At 44.1% G+C, this 19,198-nt stretch carries 9 protein-coding genes; 8 read left to right on the top strand and 1 reads right to left on the bottom strand.

Features of this window, described 5'->3' with window-relative positions; genetic code table 11:
* Positions 1-188 precede the first annotated feature (188 nt).
* The 4 genes from C170_RS16585 to C170_RS16570 all read left to right on the top strand — a co-directional run bounded on the left by C170_RS16585 (position 189) and on the right by C170_RS16570 (position 7,336).
* A complete protein-coding gene (locus C170_RS16585) occupies positions 189-1,553 on the top strand; it encodes an ABC transporter substrate-binding protein (RefSeq protein ID WP_051447239.1) in 1,365 nt (454 codons plus the stop codon).
* Positions 1,554-1,953: 400 nt separating this feature from the next.
* On the top strand, positions 1,954-4,329 hold the full coding sequence (locus C170_RS30110) for an RCC1 domain-containing protein (protein WP_268748586.1): 2,376 nt from the start codon (positions 1,954-1,956) through the stop codon (positions 4,327-4,329).
* 164 nt (positions 4,330-4,493) lie between these two features.
* On the top strand, positions 4,494-6,224 hold the full coding sequence (locus C170_RS31500) for a sensor histidine kinase (RefSeq protein WP_081745965.1): 1,731 nt from the start codon (positions 4,494-4,496) through the stop codon (positions 6,222-6,224).
* Entirely contained in the window at positions 6,221-7,336 is a 1,116-nt protein-coding gene (locus tag C170_RS16570) for a response regulator (RefSeq protein WP_036611847.1), read from the top strand. Before C170_RS31500 ends, C170_RS16570 begins: the two co-directional genes overlap by 4 nt.
* A gap of 56 nt (positions 7,337-7,392) precedes the next feature.
* Here C170_RS16570 and C170_RS30105 read toward each other — a convergent pair whose 3' ends face one another.
* Positions 7,393-8,019, bottom strand: coding sequence for a hypothetical protein (locus C170_RS30105; protein WP_051447237.1), 627 nt, complete (start codon positions 8,017-8,019; stop codon positions 7,393-7,395).
* Between the two features lie 592 nt (positions 8,020-8,611).
* Here C170_RS30105 and C170_RS16560 point away from each other — a divergent pair.
* From C170_RS16560 to C170_RS16545, 4 genes are all read left to right on the top strand, one after another.
* On the top strand, positions 8,612-10,735 hold the full coding sequence (locus tag C170_RS16560; RefSeq protein ID WP_036611844.1) for a 5'-nucleotidase C-terminal domain-containing protein: 2,124 nt from the start codon (positions 8,612-8,614) through the stop codon (positions 10,733-10,735).
* 387 nt (positions 10,736-11,122) lie between these two features.
* Entirely contained in the window at positions 11,123-17,149 is a 6,027-nt protein-coding gene (locus C170_RS16555) for a DUF7601 domain-containing protein (RefSeq protein WP_036611841.1), read from the top strand.
* Positions 17,150-17,171: 22 nt separating this feature from the next.
* A complete protein-coding gene (gene srtB, locus C170_RS16550) occupies positions 17,172-17,948 on the top strand; it encodes a class B sortase (protein ID WP_036611839.1) in 777 nt (258 codons plus the stop codon).
* Between the two features lie 447 nt (positions 17,949-18,395).
* Positions 18,396-18,941: a 50S ribosomal protein L25 gene (locus tag C170_RS16545; RefSeq protein WP_036611836.1), complete on the top strand. Its 546-nt coding sequence runs from the start codon at positions 18,396-18,398 to the stop codon at positions 18,939-18,941.
* The last annotated feature ends 257 nt before the right edge of the window (positions 18,942-19,198 follow it).

The raw sequence follows: 19,198 nt of genomic DNA, 5'->3' as shown, positions 1-19,198 counted from the left end.
CTCGATAAAATAAAAATTGAAGAGCATCACGATAATTATAAGCGATATTTCTTATGCATTGAATAACGTCAGGACGATTTAAGGAAATGATAAGAAGTTCGGTAGTTAGATGATAAGCTTTCACTTCTATACTGAGTACAACACAAGCGAATCATCGTTTGAACAATACATGAGTGGAGGTTTTATTTTTGAAGCATAAGGTATTACAGAAGGCCATGCTTGTTAGTCTAAGTGTTATGTTAATCGGTATTTCAACAGTTTTTAGCACAGGCAAGCAAGTTTCTGCAAATTCGGACAACGGGGCAGATTCTACACGTACTTTAAAAGTATTGTACTGGAATGAAAATGATTTCAAAATGACATATGGAGATCTGTTTAGTCAGAAGTACCCGAATGTAAATATCGAAGTAGTTACACCTGGAGGTATGGAAGCGATTAAGGATTACAGCGGGGCTATCAATAAGTATTCACCCGATCTTGTGATGCTCCCCCCTTACCAATACCAACAAATGTCTAAAGATAAAAAGTTGGTCGATTTAGAACCTTTAATTAAGCGAGATACGTATGACACGACAACGTTATACCCCGGCTTGCTTGATGAATTGAAGAAACAAGGTGGTGGCAAACTTTATGGATTAAGCCCAAAAGCGGATTCCTACGCTCTTCTGTATAATGCTGATTTATTTAAAAAGTACAATGTTAAAACTCCAACGGATGGGATGACATGGGAAGAGATATTGAATCTTGCTAAGAAATTCCCCACTAAGGGAGATAAGAACTCCCGAATCTGGGGCCTAAGCTCCTTTGGATCAAGCAATTTGGTAATGGATATCGCCAGAACAGAAGGATTAACGTACTTGGATCCAAATACCCTAAAGGCTACTGCAAATACAGCTGCGTGGAAAAATGCCTATCGTCTGTCGAGCAAGGCAACGAAGTTCGGGGTACTTGACGAAATGATTAGTCTGTCTGGCAAAAGTTACTTGGAAAGCAGTTCGTTCATTATGGGACGATCAGCTATGAAAGTAGCCTCTATTAGTCAGTTACAGTCCCTGCAAGCAGCCAAAAAAGGTATGAAGAATTATAAACCTTTCACGCTTGGTATTGCTGCCGGCCCTGCCGCTAAGGACGGAAAGTCAACAGGGAACGTGTATGTTAATGAGATATTTGCGATTCCAGCAGACGCATCTCATGTTGATGCAGCTTGGGATTTCATCAAATATTTCAATGGAGATGACTACGCTAATGAATACTATAAACCCAAGAACTCGAACAATAGTATCGGTGCTCCTCTATCTCGCATGATTAAGGAGTACTCAGGGTACAAGTTGGATGCATTCTATAAATTAAAACCTAATCTGGATTCATCGATAACAAGTTATGTTCTTATGAACAAGTCACCAAATTTTGAATTGAGATTTCGATCAATTGTATTGAAAGAATTGACACAGGTAGTAAACGGGAAGAAAACATTAGACAAAGCAACTGCAGCTATTCAATCCAACACTCAAGCCGTTGCTGATAAATTGAAGAAGGCTCAGACGGCAAAGTAATAGACTCTCTAGAGATATTTTATTTCCCCGAAATATAGAGAGCGGAATAGTCCATACGATATTTATGTATAGAGGTCAGCCATTTTTACTGGTTGACCTCTTTTTGTTAAGTGGTGAGTCTATCAGCACACCTTGCAGTATGTAAAATTAAAGCTGAACCTTATCACAAATATAGCGAGTTGGTTCCATCATCCTACTTTCTTTCATTATTCTTTCATAGCGCTCTGTTAATATCCATAGAAGGTGATGACTCTCGGATCTGATCAAAAAGTATGCTCTGGCGTTGCCTGAATCAAAGGGATGAAGGAGAGAATACATATTGTTATCGTTTAATTGGAGAAAGACGGTTTATCTTGTTATAAGCTTCGTATTGTTGTTCAGCATAATCGTTCCATTCGAGGTGCGATCAGTTTATGCTGCAGATCCTTCTTCACCTGTTAAAGCGGATAAAATAGACGCAGGAGGTCTTGCTTCAATGGCGATAAGGTCAGATGGCACGGTGGTCGGCTGGGGGAGAAACGACTTTGGTCAACTAAACGTTCCCTTAGGTTTAAGTGAAGTTGTTGCAATCGATGTTGGATATTTCCATACACTTGCATTGAAATCGGACGGTACTGTTGTCGGCTGGGGTAACAATAGCGTTGGTCAACTAAACGTGCCAGCGGGCTTGAATGATGTGGTGGCTATCGCTACAGGAAGCAACCATTCGCTTGCACTGAGGTCAGACAACACGGTTGTCGGCTGGGGTAACAATTCCAACGGTCAAACCAATGAACCAGTGGTTGTAGACGGAGTAGTGGCGATTGCTGCTAGAAACATCCATTCGCTTGCACTGAAGTCAGATGGCACGGTGGTCGCCTTGGGAGGCAATAATAGTGGTGCAATCAATGTGCCCGTAGGCTTAAGCGGAGTAGTGGCGATCGCTGCAGGAGAAACTCATTCACTAGCGCTAAAGTCAGATGGTACAGTGGTTGCCTGGGGATCTAATCAGGACGGTCAAACCAATGTGCCATCGGGCTTAGACGGAGTAGTGGCGATTGTTGCAGGAGAATATCATTCATTAGCGCTAAAGTCAGATGGCACAGTGGTTGCCTGGGGATACAATAATGGTGGTCAAACCAATGTACCAGCCGACTTAGAAGGAGTAGTAGCGGTCGCTGCAGGTCATTTTCATTCGCTTGCCTTAAAGTCAGATGGTACCGTAATTACCTGGGGATATAATCAGGATGGACAAATGAATGTACCTGGGAATGCCAATCTGAGCGATCTTAAGCTACAGGAAGGGGATTTCACAGAATCCTTTGATCCTTCAGTCATGGACTACACGTATTATTACGACGGTCAATCGCTGTCCAGTGTAGATGTAACGCCGACACTCGAGAGCACTGACCAGACAGTTATGTATGTGAACGGTGAGCTGCTGCCGTCAGGTAGCACGAAGATGATAAACTTTGCGGGAGCAACCACGGATACGGTTATTCCTGTTCGCGTGGAGCCCTACTTGTTACCCGGTAAAACGTATACCATTACGCTGGCGATCGATTCAACGCCTCCGGAAGTGCAGTTTGGTACGAATGGTGGTGTAGTGGCAGCGAAAACTGCAGCGAGTATCGTAACGGTCAGCGACCTACAAAGCGGAATAGATGATCATTCACTGCAATATGTGTGGACGCAAAGTACCGTCGTTCCGACAGGTGGCTGGTTGCCCTTCAGCAACAGTGATAACTTGAGTCAGACTAGCGGAAATGGCAACTGGTACTTACACATTCGCGCAACAGACAACGTAGGGAATGTTACGGATGCGATTTCCAATCCTTTTCTACTGGATAACACAATGCCGGTACCAGCACCGAATCCAATAGATCAAGGCGGTAGTTCACCTGTTGGGCCTTCGGTAACCCCATCCCGATCTAACCAGGCAGCTTTAGCTAAAATAAATGTTTATAATTCCGGAAAGACATTGGAATTATCTCCTAAGTTCACGTCGGGGACTACGACGTATACAGTAGAAACAGACGCTGCGCAGGTTGAACTGGAAGTAGCTTCAGCCCATCCCAAGGCGGTTGTGAAGCTGTTGGGAGAACGGATAAGTGAGATGACGACTGTTCCTTTGGTGATGGGTGCTAATGTATTAACCCTTACGGTTCAAGCTGAGGATGGAACGATCAAGACGTATACCGTCACCATTAACCGTATGACCCATGATGAACATCATGTTCCTTCAGCTCCGGTATGTCGGTTCACGGATATCGAGAATCACTGGGCAACATCAGATATATGCGAGGCAGCAGAATTGGGTATTGTGGAGGGGATAGATGCCTACACCTTTGTACCAAGAGGCAACGTAACAAGAACGGAGTTCGCCGTTATGCTGATGCGGACAATTCAGATCCCGATACGTAACGAATCAAGTGAGGTGTCTTTCAGCGATGCAGAGAGCATCCCGGCATGGGCACACCTGACGATCCAGACAGCCGTAGCCGAGGGAATTCTGCAAGGATATCCCGATGGAACATTACGGCCGAAGCAAACGGTAAGCCGTGCAGAGATGGCTACGATGGTCTCCAAGGCCATGAAGTGGAATGCTGATCGTACGGCTAGCTCTTATTTCTCTGATAATACAAGCATTCCAACATGGGCCAAGGCATATGTCGAAGCTGCTCAGGAGCACGGACTTCTGAAAGGGCAAGCGGGTAATCGATTTGTTCCGGAGGGACGAACAACAAGAGCCGAAGCTGCGGTTGTACTCTTGCGACTTTGGAAATCTATACATTAAGCAATAAAGGACTGACCCCTGATGTCATTAGATGACAACAGGGGTCAGTTTTTGTTGAAGCCTGATAGGAGATATGCTTGTAATCCATAATTCCCTCTACTATTATGGATAGAAAAGGCATAAGGTGTCTATTTTCTTAATTTAAATATAAAGGGACCTGATGTATGAATTCCACTGTAGAACTTATCCTGATGATTGTTTCATTGATCATGACGGGTATCATCTTACTCACTGTGTACGGGTTTAGACGAGAGCGCGGAGTAATCTACCTCGTAGGTTTGATCGTATGCCGAATGATGTACTCAAGCAGTATCATTCTGGAGAGACATAGCGATGTATTTATGACTAAATTAATTTTTCGCAATATTCAGAATACGACCCAAAATGTAATGGTCCCTTTCTTGATCTTATTCGTTTATCACTTAGTCGGTCGAGACAAGCTGCTGAAGAACCAATGGAAGATCCTATTGTTTGCCGTATTTGTATCGTGGTCGTTGCTTATGTGGCTTGACCCAAACTTTCATATTATATATCTGACGATTGAGCTTTATAATGGCCACCTAGTCACAACAAAAACCCTCTATTCTAGAGCATTCAGCCTCATTTGCTATAGTGCAGTGGTTATATGCCTCTACTATTTATTTCAGTATGTAAGGAATATTAGGAGTGATTATCGTAAGCCGGGAATGTGGGTTCTCCTTCTGGCTACATTACCGTTTATCCTGGAGATTATCAAATTTGTGAAGCCTGAGTGGTCATCATGGTTACTTCCATTAACAGTTTATTGCGGATCTACAGGGACAATTATGCTGGTGATTATTCTGAGGATTAAGTTCTTCTCTACCGTTCCGATTGCCAGGAATATTGTGCTCGATACGTTGCAGGAGAGTATTGTGATTGTGAATGGTTCGGGAAAGGTCATCGATAACAATAATCGAGCTTCACAATGGTTCTCAGAGTTGGGCTATACCAATATTTCGGGTCGGAATATATCGGAAATCCTAGCATCCTGGCCAGAATGGTATAAGCTGAGCAAGTCTATGCAACCGGGCAGTGTAGAGATTGATAAGTGGCTGGATGGAGAAAGAAAAATATATAGTGTAAACGTATATCCATTATATACACTGGGTAAGGCACAGGGTAATATTTCTCTTATTTTTGATATTACAGAGAAACAACGGCATCTGGAGCAGATGGCACAGTTGAACCAGTTGAAGGATCAACTGTTTACAATTATATCGCATGATATTCGCAGTCCGCTAGCGCTGCAGTTTCAACTCGTGGAGTTACTGGAGGCGGACAGGCAATCCTTCGCTGCGGATCATCAGGAGATCATTGAGCAGCTGGGTGACCAGATTCGTAATACACTTGGAATGGCTAATAACTTGTTGGAGTGGTTTCGCAGTCAGGTTGAAGACATGACACTTCGTCCAGAGTTACTGGAGCTTTCGGAGGTTGTTGAGGACTGTTGTCATATGTTACACATTAAAAGTGAGAGTAAACATATCAGCGTGATGAATAAGATTGCTATAGGCACCCATGTATATGCAGACCGGGAAACAGTTGGTTTAATTATTCGTAACTTATTAACCAACGCCATCAAATTTTCCGAATTGGGTGGTTTAATCGAAGTGTACGCTCAGTTGTCAGGAGACATGGTGATCGTGTCCGTTCGTGATAACGGAGTAGGTATGGAAGAGGGGCGAGTTCGTCAGCTATTTAACGAGAAGCAACTCAACTCCATGGCGGGTACATTAGGTGAAAAAGGGGCAGGGCTTGGACTGCTCGTAAGTCGACAGTTCGTACAACTAAGTGGTGGAGATATGTGGGCAGAAAGCACGGTGCGACAAGGAAGCGTATTTCACTTCACTTTGAGAGGCGGAACAGAGAGATGAAAGTTCTCATCGTTGATGATGAGCCTGCCATGCTGTTGGCAATGAAGCGGATGCTGTCGAATATGCAAGATGTGGAGATTGTCGGAAGCTTTCAGAATGCGGCAGAGGCACTCGATTTCGTTAAGAACAGGGAAGTGGATCTCGCATTCCTGGACATCCAGATTGCTACGGACAATGGATTAGAGCTTGCACGCAGCTTGATCTCAGTTTGTAATGATCTTGACATTGTGTTTACCACTTCGCATGCAGAATATGCGATTCACGCTTACGATGTTTATCCGTTGGACTACATGGTTAAGCCGATTTCCAGAATGCGACTGGCTCAGACGCTCACTAGGGCGGCCAGCAGACGCAGATCTTCTTCTAATCTTGCTGACGACCTTGTGCCTAATCGGCTGACGGTTCATGGACTGAGTTGCTTCGAGGCTAGCAGCAAGCAAGCGGGTGCAGTAAAATGGAAATCCAAGAAAAGCATGGAGCTATTTGCCTATCTGCTTGTTCATCAGGGTCGAAGTGTAGCCAAATCCCGAATCCTGGAGGATCTCTTCCCAGGGAGGCCTCTCAAGCAGGCGGAAGTGTACTTGAATACGATTGTCTATCAGCTTAGAAAGGTGTTATCCGAGCATGGGTTCAAGGAGATGATCCTATCAGCACAAGAACAATATCGGGTAGATTTAGATCAAGCCGATGTTGATTTTATTCGATTCGAACAGACCATGTTGGAGTTATTCGAATTCAATATAACTAATGAAAAAGCGGCCATAGCGTTAGAGAAACAGTTCGTAGGCGAGTTGTTTGAGGGTAAATCTTTTGATTGGGCGACAGGGGAACGTGAGAGATTGTTAATTGTGTACGTTTCCTATGCCAAGCGTCTTGCAAGCTGGTTGCTGGAACGGAATCAATATAATGAAGCAGCACGCATTGCCAGAAGAATTGTATCCCGCAATGAGTTTGAGGAAGAGTCAACATTGCTGTTGTTAAGTATATTGGGAGCCATGGGAGATCGAAAATCACTACATAAACACTATGAGCAATATACGCAATTACTGCTTCATGAACTTGGATTACAGCCTTCGCTGTCTATTCAACAGCAATATGAACAATATCAATGATATCCTTCTGAATAAACAAAAAAAGAGCCGCGCATCATGCAGCTCTCTATCTGATTTTAACGCCCGCCCGTATTGGAAGCCCAGACAGGAATCCAACTGTTCGGATAATTGCTATTGGTCAGGGTTGTGTTATAGAGAACTAAATTCCCATCACTTTGCATGACCAGTGTATCACCTGTTGTGTTAGCCGGTAAGCTGCTCCCGTGATGACCTGGAATCCATGAGGTGGTATTGGGAGACCAAGCAGCTACCTGTACAGAAGTATCAATCATCAAAACTTTATCCCATCCCCAACCGGTGTAATATTCGAATTTACCTGTAGCCGGGTTGAAACCATAACGATAACCATATTGGTAAACGTCTTGATATTTCATGCCATATTTATAGATGACAGGTTTCCCATACTGTGATTCAAAATTGAATGAAAGAGCCCCACTATTACTAGTTCCGCTACTCCAGAGAGAAGAACCATTTTGATAGATAACAAAATTCCCGTCATTTTGCCAGATGGCTGAGAACCTGCCATCTTGGGAGGTGAGATAGTCACCCTTTGCCATGCTTTGGCCGATCGTGAGTTTATCTCCAAGATAGCCAGCAGAAGCTGTTGCTGGTACGGCAAATGCAAGAATCAACAAGCAAGCCATAAGAACTCGAAAAGATCTGGGAAAAAGTCGTTTGTTCATTGGACACGCTCCTATTTTTCTTATAATGGTTAAAGTTAAATGCATAGAACAACAAATCCTTACAGCTATTGCATGTTTCTGCGTTGTATTCAGTCAGGAGCGGTGAGGTAACACGTCCCCATCTGGTGTAAAACGGGAACTAAGATCTAAAATGCTCCCAACGGTCACCTCCTTTAATAGAAGTGTGAAAATCTTTGATACATATTATGTAATGGGATGTGTGTGTTTTAGGAGATGGAAGCTAAGTGTTTTTTAGTAGAGGAGTTATATCATCAAGTGAAAATACATACTTTATTTTCCATTATAGCAACAAAAAATATAAAAGCCATATTTTTCTATATGAAATTTTGAATCTATTACTTACAACCAATGCGTTATAACTTCTCGTCTCCTGAGCTAGAAAAAAACCTATTATTCGCTTGAATAAATTGAAGCCAAACACTAACTTTGGTGCAGCTCGAGACATAGGTATTCATCTCCTCTATCAATCTCCCAAAATTTTTACATCAATTTTATATATTTAATGATTTTTATGAATTGAACTATGGTAAAATATCTCAGGATCTAAAATTGGAGAGGGGTTTTTTCATTCATGTTTTGGAAAAAAGTTTTGGGTAAAAGCACACTGCGTGTAGCTACTGCTGCACTATTACTCACGCAACTATTGGGCGCAACAGGTTCTGTCTCTGCCGCAGGTAACGATGTAGAAGTACACTTGATTGGAATCAATGATTTCCACGGTCAGTTAGATACCACATCAATCGTGGGTGATAAGAAGGCAGGAACGGCTCCAATTCTAGCAACCTATCTCAAAGAAGCTCAAGCCAAATATGAATACTCTCTACTCTTCCATAATGGGGACTCTGTTGGTGCATCTGCTCCAGCCTCATCTTTGGATCGTGACGAGCCTACCATGGAATGGATGAATATGATGGGCTTTGATGTAGGTTCCTTAGGGAATCACGAATTCGACCAAGGTGTCGCTGCTTTAAAGGCACAGATCTTTGGTGGCCTTGATCCAAAAGAAGGTAAGGTAACACATGCCGGTGCAAAATTTGATTACGTCAATGCAAACGTGATTGAAACTGCCACAGGAAAAACATTGATTAAGCCGTATGTGATTAAAGAAGTGGGCGGAGTTAAAATTGGATTTATCGGACTAGTGACGAAATCCACACCTGCCAAAGTATCTCCATCGGGGACAGCTGGCGTACGTTTCTTGAGCGCAGAAGAAGAAGTGGAAGCCGTTAATAAATATGCTAAAGAATTGCAAGACCAAGGTGTAGAAACGATCATTGTTTTGGCACATGATCCAGCAACAACCAAAGAAGGCGTAACCACTGGAGAAGCAGCTGATCTGGCAAAAGCTTTACCGGCGGACTCCCCTGTTGACGTTATCGTTGCAGGTGACAATCATGCTTTGGCTAACGGTGAAGTGAACGGAAAGTTGATTGTGCAAGCCTACTCATATGGTACGGCGTTTGAAGATATCAAGCTGATGATTGACCCTGCTACCGGGGATGTAACTGAAAAATCAGCGACTGTTACAACGACTTTCCAAGAGGGTGTAAAAGAAGACCCTGAATCTTTAGCTATTATTAAAAAATCATTAGACAAGCATCCTGAGCTGACGAAGCCAGTAGGTACAACGGATGGTTCTGTTACCCGTACAGATGCTTATAATAACGAAGCCCCTCTAGGCAACCTCATTGCAGATTCAATGCGTGAAGCAGACTTTGGGGATGAGGCAAGTGCAGCTGACTTTGCATTTATGAATCCAGGCGGTATTCGTGCGGATCTGCCACAAGGCGATGTGACCTTTGCTGATCTTGCCAAAATCCAACCGTTTGGTAATACTCTAGTAAAACTTGAGCTGACTGGCGAACAGGTTAAAACCTTGTTGCAGCAGCAATGGGGTATCAATGCTGACGGTACACCTAATACCAAAACACTCCAAATCTCTGGTTTGAAATACACTGCAGATTTCAATAAGCCGGTCGCAGAACGCGTTACAGGTCTCAGTCTTGAAGATGGAACAACGATTGATCCTGCAAAAACATATACGGCTGTAGTTAACAACTTTATGGCTGCAGGTGGAGATAACTATAAAGTGCTGCTGGATGCTAAATCATCCCTGGCAGGTCCTATCGATCTTGATGTATTCTACCAATACATCGTAGACACGTATAAAGGCGGTAGCATCGAAGCTAAAAATGAAGGACGTATCACAAACCTGGCTGCATCTACCGAGCCAACAGAAACACCTGTAACAACAGAAGTCATTTCTCGTGCTGAATTTGTAAGTGCTCTGGTCGACATGTTGAAACTTAACGAAGTAGCTACAGCACCTGCATTCAAAGATGTTGCGGCTAATGCTGCATATGCAGATGCGATTGCTGAAGCTACGCATGCTGGATTCATTCAAGGTTATGGTGGAAACTTCTATCCTGATCGGGATATCACACGTGAAGAAGCTGCTACCATTCTTGCTAAATTGGTAAAAGATCAAGCGACTGATAAAGACGCTGCTACAATTATTGCTAGTTTCGAAGATGGTAAATCCGTGTCTGCCTATGCAATTAAACCTATGGCAAAATTGATTGACAAAGGTATTTTTGCTGGAACAGATAAAAAATCACTTCAACCTAAACTAGGTCTGACTACTAAGGATGCAAAAGCATTAATTGAAAAAGCTGTTGCAGCAAAAGCTTCATAATGTAGAACTTATTCAAACTTTATATTAAAACAGAGAAACACATCCTATCGGGCGAATGAGCATTCCTCTACGGATAAACCCTCTCATCAAGTAGTTCTTTAATTGGTGAAAAGGGTTTATCCAAGAGAATGCCATATCCCAATTTAGGATGTTTTTTTTATGCTTAAAATCCACGATTCTATGGAGAAATCTATGTCTGAATTGGCTCTATGGTTTGGTTACCGTTTAGTGTTCAGAATTTGGTAAGGGCTCTACAGTAAAATGGTAAGGCAAGCCATATGAACTTGATGAATTTTATCAGTTTCTGTTGTAAGGATGGAATGGCCAAAGGAAAGGGAAAAAGTTTCTGGTTGCTGCAAAAATTTTAGAAGTGGAGGAGATTTTCGTTTGAAACAAAAACGCAATATAGGTAAACCGATATTGTCTTTATTTCTGGCAATGCTGCTCGTCTTGCAGACAGTGATATACTCCACCGCCGCATATGCGGAGAGTGTGCCAACCGATTCCGGAATGGAAGCGGTCATTGAATCTGACTCACCGAGTGCCGACGAACCGCCTTCGGAACCTGAGGAAGTGCAAGAGGAACCGCTTTCGGTACCAGAGGCAGTGAACGACAAACCGAATAATTTCGTAGCGATGGCGGCAGTCCCAACGGACAAAACAGCGGTATTTATGGAATCTAATTCAACCTTTCCGCTGGAAGTGACACAGGGGAATGCTGTTATTAATCCAAACGGTATTATTCAGGGTAGACAGCCCTTTACGCTCAAATCGGAAGGTCTCAAGGTACCAGTGAATGGTGATGACCCAAATCCAACTAATGCAGATCCTGAGAAATACATCCAAAAGGGTGACTGGATCGAGCTGAAAAGAGAAGATTACTTCAAGGAAGTGGTGCTGCCAACAGCTACTAAAACCTTGAATGCACAGACGGAATCAGGTACAAAACAGCTGGGTACCGCCTATTTCACTCCAAATAGCATCAAGATTGTATTTAACGGTGAAGATAATTTTTTCAATGGTGTTGGACGAGGTATTGCCTTCAGCTTTGAATCTACTGCCAATGCAGATATAACGGGACTAGCGTATGGCGATAAAAAGCCGATCAACATCTTTGGTGGTGCATATCAGCTAGAGAACCCAGATGTTACAGCAGAGTATAACATTACTTTAAGCTCGCCTGGAATGATCAGGTGGGATCAGTATGGTTACCGCGGGATTCAGCCAGCGCAATTGGTTGAAGGTGCAATTACTTGGGAGTCAAACGTCTCTGCATTCGATCAGTTTGATAAAACAGTCAAATTGCCGTTAGACGGGAAGACATTCTATACGAATCCAGCCACTTATAATACGGGTTTTGGAAATGTCCGTGGTATCTATAAGGAGGGTTCATTCAAAGTAAACGGCCAAAATGTAACGCCAGTCATTGGGGGCGACGGATCGCTGACTTACATATTTCCGCAGGGAACAGGTCTAGATCCAAAGGTTGAATATAAAACATGGATTCCAAAGGAAGCTTATTATTACGAACATCGGAATCCGCCAAACAATCTTGGTCGCAGCTACCGGGACATGAATGGCAAAGTGGAACTGAGACAGGACAACAACATGTTGGTACAGGCAGGTCAGGAGATTTCTTTTGCTCCCGACTGGATTCAAGCCAGCGCTTCGTATGACCATGCGAATGAAACCATTACATGGAAGATCGCGGTTAACCAATATAATAAAAAAGAGTTAAAGGACTTTACCATCACAAATGTATTACCGGCTGGGCTGGAATTTGAATCGGCTGCATGGCAGACATGGGTAGATGGCGCTGTATCTGAAGAAACGCCAATTACACCAGATTCAAACGGCGTGTATTCCTTCGGGGATATTAACGGAAAAGTCGAATTGTTGATTAAAAGCAAGGCGATAAGTGGTTCCAGCTTCCAAATTGACCCTCGTGCCAACTGGAATTTGGATACACCAGGGGTTATACAGAACAACGATGTAATGACGGGTAAAAGACCTATTGCGGTGACAGATGAGGCAGTCGTCAGCATTGGCGCACACACGTTTACAAAAACAGGCGCAGTATCAACCGAGGATTATAACCTGGGCAGTATCACGTGGACCGTTAATCTAGCACCACAGTATGCCTTACCTAACGCGGTAGTATACGATGTCCTTGTGCATGGCGGTGACTTGAACGTCTTGGACAACGCTGTAGATGAAACCAGCGAGGTGAGTGCGGAGACAATTGCGAAAATTAAAGCAAATATCACTTCTGCGCAGCTTTGGAAGCAGTACAAAGCGGGAACTCTGAAGTCGAATGCAACCGGATTGACGATGAAAGCTATTCCATTAACCGTGGACGGTAAAGTGGTGGCGGATTTGATCAAGGTGACCGGATACACCGAAGAAGCGGCATCCTTCAGCTTCCGTGCACTTGAGACCAACCCGAACATTCTCTTCAGACAGGATATTAACGCAGGGAAAACTGTTTCGAATCGGGCTTTGCTCATTGATGGCGAAACCGTAAAAAAAGCAGATAACAGCGCCAACCTACACATGCATATGTTGAACAAGGATATGCTCTTTGCTTCGAGGCCATTAAAAGTAGATGGTACTTTTGACAATGTGACGCCGAATAACGTTAGCAGTTACATTAGAAATGATAACAATGAAGCATGGACAATTTCTGGCTATGACAGGACAACCAAAACGGTCACATTCCGTTTAGGGGTAAATATGCCTGGATATAACACAGAAGAAATGGCTAAGGATGGCGGTAATCGAGTCATTAGTAATATTAAGTTAGTGGATACACTTCCCGAAGGCTGGGAATTCGTTCCTTTCTCTGAAACTAAGGACTTTGAGCTTTGGAAAGGATTTTCGGACAATGGTGCAGGAACAGAATATGGTGTTAGAAACGATGCTAGAACTCTAATTGAACCAGGTACCAGTTCTCATGTAGTCCATTTTTCACACATTGGAAACGAGGGTACTTTCACCTTCTCCAAGTTGGAAAGTCCTTATATCATTCTGGTGAAGGCAAGACCTTCCAATGATGCTCTGCAGAAGTATTTAGAGGAATACACCATCAACGGCACGGACAAACAGGTGCTGTATAACAAAGCCGACCTTCATATGACATGGGGTGGAGTGGAGAAGGTTGTCACCGAACAGCGCAAAGTTATTGTACCTATTCAGACCCTTGGAAAGTCGGTAACTAAGCCAGTTCCAGGAGTGCTGGAATGGACGGTGAACTATAGCCCGCCATTTAACATGAAGCAGGGTGTTTATTTGCAGGATACCCTGGGTGCAGGCATGAATTTGCGTTATGAAGAAAACGGAAAGCTTGTGCTGACATCACCTAGTATGGCAGTCTATCCTGCTAAATTGACCGCAAGCGGCACTCTTGAACGAGAGGGCGCAGCACTGGACCTCAGCGACCCGAATGCTGAAGTTCAAGTAGAAGCTGCACCAGGCACGGGTGGCGCTACGGTTCTAACATTTAAAATGGACGACCCTAATCAGCTTTACCAGTTTGTGTACCAAACAGAAGTTGATCCATCTAAAGCGAAAGCTGGAGACACAATGGGCAACGAGGTAAAACTGGAGGGCGATGACAATCTGAAATCTGTCAGTGCCAGAAGCGAAAGTACGCTGGACAGTTCGGACGTGGCCGGCAGTTCAAGTTCCAATGCTCTGTTGCCTCTGAAAAAGGTAGATCCCAATGGCAATCCGCTAAAAGACGTAGAGTTTACACTCTATAAGAAAGACGGCGGAACTATAATCACCAAAGGAAAAACCGATAGCGGAGGGAAACTTAATCTGCTATTCCCTGATCCAGGGTATTATGAGCTGAAAGAAACTTATATTGACACCAATACTTGGCTACCAACTACAAGGGTATACCAAGTATATGTAGGGAATACGCCAGGGAAGCCCATCTGGGTAGACGGGGTGAAATTAACCTCTGATAATCCACTGATCGTGCCTACACCGGCCCAAGGCAAGCTGACCATTACCAATAAGGTGGAAGGCAACGGCAGTGATCCGGACAAAGAGTTCGAGTACACCGTGACCATCACCGGCGAAGGTAAGGACAGAGAGTATACCTATAAGAAGTCGGATGATACGTTTGGCACGATCAAGAGCGGAGGCAAGATTGCCCTTAAGCACGGGGAATCTGTGACGTTCCCAGCCTTGCCTGCGGATCTGGTCTATACCGTAACCGAGGCTGATTATACATCCGTTGACGGTTATACGACGATACCGGGTACGAGAGAGCTGTCTGGCTCAATCGTGAATAAAGGTGATCACAAGGCGGATTTCATCAATGAACGGACCGTTAACAAGCTGACCATCAGCAATACGGTCATGGGCAACGGCGGCGATAAAACGAAGGAGTTCGAGTACACCGTCAACTTTGAGGATACAGGCAAAGAGGAAAGTTACTCTTACTTGAAGACGGACGGCAGCACAGGTTCGATCAAGTCCGGCGGTAAATTCCGCCTTAAGGATGGAGAGGCACTGGATATTTTGGGTTTGCCTAAGAATCTGAAATACACAGTTACCCAACAAGATTACACAACCGATGAATACATGACTACTCCTGAAGAACGGTACTATACCGGGGTCATGAAAGGCATTGATGAAGATGCCCCATTCACGAACGTGCGAGTTTTGAAGGGCGGCCTATTAATCAGCAACACAGTTAAAGGCAAAGATGAAGACAAGAAGAAGCTGTTTAAATACACGGTTGCCTTCACCGGCGAGGGATCGGACGAATCCTACGTCTATGAGAAATCAGACGGCAGCAAGGGCATGATCAAGAGCGGTGAGAGCTTTGAGCTTACAGATGGCCAGACGCTCATTGTCCAAGGGCTTCCAACCAATCTTCAGTACAAAGTGACCCAAGATGATTATACGCAAGATGGCTATGTGACTGATCCAAAAAGTCTCACTCACATTGGCACTATTCCAGAGAAAAAATGGTCTGAAGCACATTTTGCCAATACCCGACCGTATCTGGAAGGCGTGTTGCGTAACAATAACACAGGAGAAGTCATTCCGAATGCACCGATTACGGTAACCGATCTGAAGACAGGCGAAGAGATTCAGACACAGACGAATGAGAAGGGTGAATATTCAATTCCAGCCGTAGCGGATACCGACTATACGATCAGATATACGAAATTGTATCGGGTAGGCGGTAAAGATGTACCTGTTGAGTTTACGCAGAAAGCAAATGTGAACAGAAGTGTAACGGACGAGACTGTTCCAGCGGACATTACGGCCGTGGGGATCATTCTGTTCAAACAACTGGATGGAACAACAGTGCTATTCAACGATTTATTGACTAGCCAGATGCATATCTATTTGAAAGACAAGGATGGCATTTATATTAAGGAAAACGGCCAACCTAAAGCATTCCCTATGGCTACGAATGGAACTTTCTCTGTGGAAGGGCTAAGCGAGCAGACGTACACAATGGAAGTTCGATATCAAGCTGAGACAGGCGAGGAATTGCTCCTCAAAGTGGCGCAACTTGACGTTAAAGCTAACGGAGAGCTGAATATTTCAGAGGAGTTAGTCGACCCTTACGGTACGGTCTATGATGAAACGACAGGAGATGCCGTCACTGGCAAGAAAATTGATGGAGCCAAAGTTACACTGTATTATGCGGATACGCAGCGGAATAGAGATAACGGCCGCATTCCGGGTACGAAAGTAACGCTTCCAAAGGTTCCAAATTTCCCACCGTACGACAATGAGAGCCCGGAGCAGAATAGTGATGCAGATGGCTTCTATGCGTACATGGTGTTTCCTGAAGCGGATTACTATCTGATCGTAACGAAGGACGGATACGAAACGCACACAAGTGGTACGATTTCAGTCGATTTTGACATTGTCAGGTACGATGTGCCAATGAAGCCAATTAGTTCTGGTGGCGGCAATGGCGGCAATGGTAACAACGGAGGCGGCACCGTAACGCCTGGTCCAGGCAGCGTAACGCCAGATCCGGGCAGCGTAACGCCAGATCCGGGCAGCGTAACGCCAGATCCGGGCACCGTAACGCCAGATCCGGGCACCGTAACGCCAGGTCCAGGCACGGTAACGCCAGAACCAGGCACGGTAACGCCAGAACCAGGCACTGTAACGCCAGAACCAGGCACGGTAACGCCAGATCCAGGCACGGTAACGCCAGATCCGAGCACTGTAACGCCAGAACCAGGCATCGTAACGCCTGAACCAAGCAATGGTAACGATCAGCTTAAGAACGATAGCAACGAGTTGGACGATGCTCCGAAAACTGGAGATAACAGCGTATCGCCATTCTTGTATATGGTTTTGGCGCTGATGTCCTTAATGACGATCGGGTTCTGTCTGCTCGGGTACAAGAAGAAAAAGCACATCCAGTAATGGAAGGGAAGGCGGTAAGAAAATGAGCAAAACTAAAAAAATTCTTATCGCTGTTTCCTTGCTTGTGTTGGTATTTTCACTTGTCAGTCTTGCGAGGACTTTCTTGCGAGATTATGCCGAGAAGCAGAAAATCGAAGAGTTAACAAAGGTTTGGAAAGAAGGATCAGAACAAGGTGGAGGGGATGCAATCCCCTCCCTTTTGTTCAATAAAGGCAATGAGCCGGTTATGCTTCCCGAATTTCGAGATCTTTACGAGAGGAACTCAGACATCGTCGGCTGGCTGAAGATTGACGGTACCCGAATTGAGTACCCAGTCATGCAGAGCCCACAGGATTCGGAGTACTATCTCAATCATGATTTTGATAAAAATGAAAACCAAGGCGGTCTTCCTTTTTTGGACGAGTCTAGTACGACCAACCATTCGGACATTTTGCTGATTCATGGTCATCACATGAAAAGTGGTTGGATGTTTAAAGATTTAATGAAGTACAAGAACGAAAGCTTTTATCAAGAACATGCGACGTTCCAGTTCAGCACGCTTTATGAAAAGGAAGAGTATGAAATTGTTGCCGTTATTCTGTCAAAAGTTTATCGCAAATCGGACGACGTGTTTAAATACTACCAGATTGAGAATGTAAATACGCCCGCCGAGTTCGATTCATATGTTCAGAATATCAAACAACGCTCTCTTTATGACACAGGTGTAACAGCACAGTATGGTGACAAGCTTATTGTGCTGTCCACATGCGAGTATTCGACCGAAAACGGTAGGTTAGCGGTGGTGGCTCGAAAGCGTTAATTGACGATGCTGAAACACAAAATCAATCTGCTTTATTTCGCGTCCTCTCCTTAGAGGACGCGATTTTTATTGTCCCCGAAATAAGGTGCTCATGGACATGTGGCTTGAGGAATTACGCAGATCGATAAATTCTGACGAATCCAACGAGTATCGAGGATGTAATGAGGAGATGAAGGCCTGTTCCAGTCGTAAAAATGGGAAATGGCGGGTTAAATCGACAAATCTATGTTTCTATGATAGGGTTGAAGCATCCCATAGGCATTCTACTCTTCGGAGTAGAGTGCCTTCATGTATATTATGGGTGCTTACATTAAATGTATTTTAAAATCAATTGGATCGTATATGGAGGTGGTGATGCTATGTTTCTCTCTTTAGCCCCAACAGGGGATGGTTGGATGAGTATGAAAAATGTGAAAATATCATTTAATAAAGAGGAGCGAACATAGCATGACTACTAGTTTTCAAGCGGAGAACCGCATTCCATTAAATACATCCCGACTTAGGGATTTACGTAAATCCGGGCGTTTGCCAGGTATTGTTTTTGGCAAAAATACGGAGAATGAAATGATTCATATTCCAACAATACAATTTCAAAAATGGTTGAAGCAGGGTACGTCTGGTTTTATAGAACTGCAGTTTGAAGAGAAAGGCTCATTGACTGTATTGTTGGAAGATCTCCAGCGTGATCCAGTTACACGGGATTTACTTCATGTGGATTTTCAGCAGGTGCAGACCAATGAGATCCTGCGTACTAAAATTCCTGTGAAGTTCAACGGCACACCGATTGGCACAAAGCAGGGCGGAGTCGTGCAAGTTCAATTATCTTCTATTGAAGTGGAGGCATTGCCGAGACACTTGCCAACGTCGATTGAATTCGACATTAGTGCTATGGACCTTGGTGAAACGTTACATGTAAGTGATGCTACGTTTGCACCAGATGTGACGGTGATCTCTGAGGGGAATGAGTCTCTTCTCTCTGTAGTTAAACCTTAACAATTCTAAATTCGCAAAGCTGAATAAGTCAAAATTAGCCGTACGGGTGATCATCCGTACGGCTAATTTGTGCTGATTACGAGATGTTGGCGTGCTCCCATCCTCACAAGGACGGGTAGTCTGGAATTCACCTTACGTATGTCTTTTGCTCGCGTACAGGCGCAATGATCCTGATATTTCGCTACCCTTTCAAAGTTCATTCGCAAAATTCAGGTGTAAAGTAGGTAGACTCAGGAAAGGTAATCACTATAATGGAA

This window comes from Paenibacillus sp. FSL H7-689, from assembly GCF_000517905.1.
Lineage (GTDB): Bacteria > Bacillota > Bacilli > Paenibacillales > Paenibacillaceae > Paenibacillus > Paenibacillus amylolyticus.
Note: the sequence above shows the minus strand (reverse complement) of the source record. Positions and strands in the feature narration are given on the sequence as shown.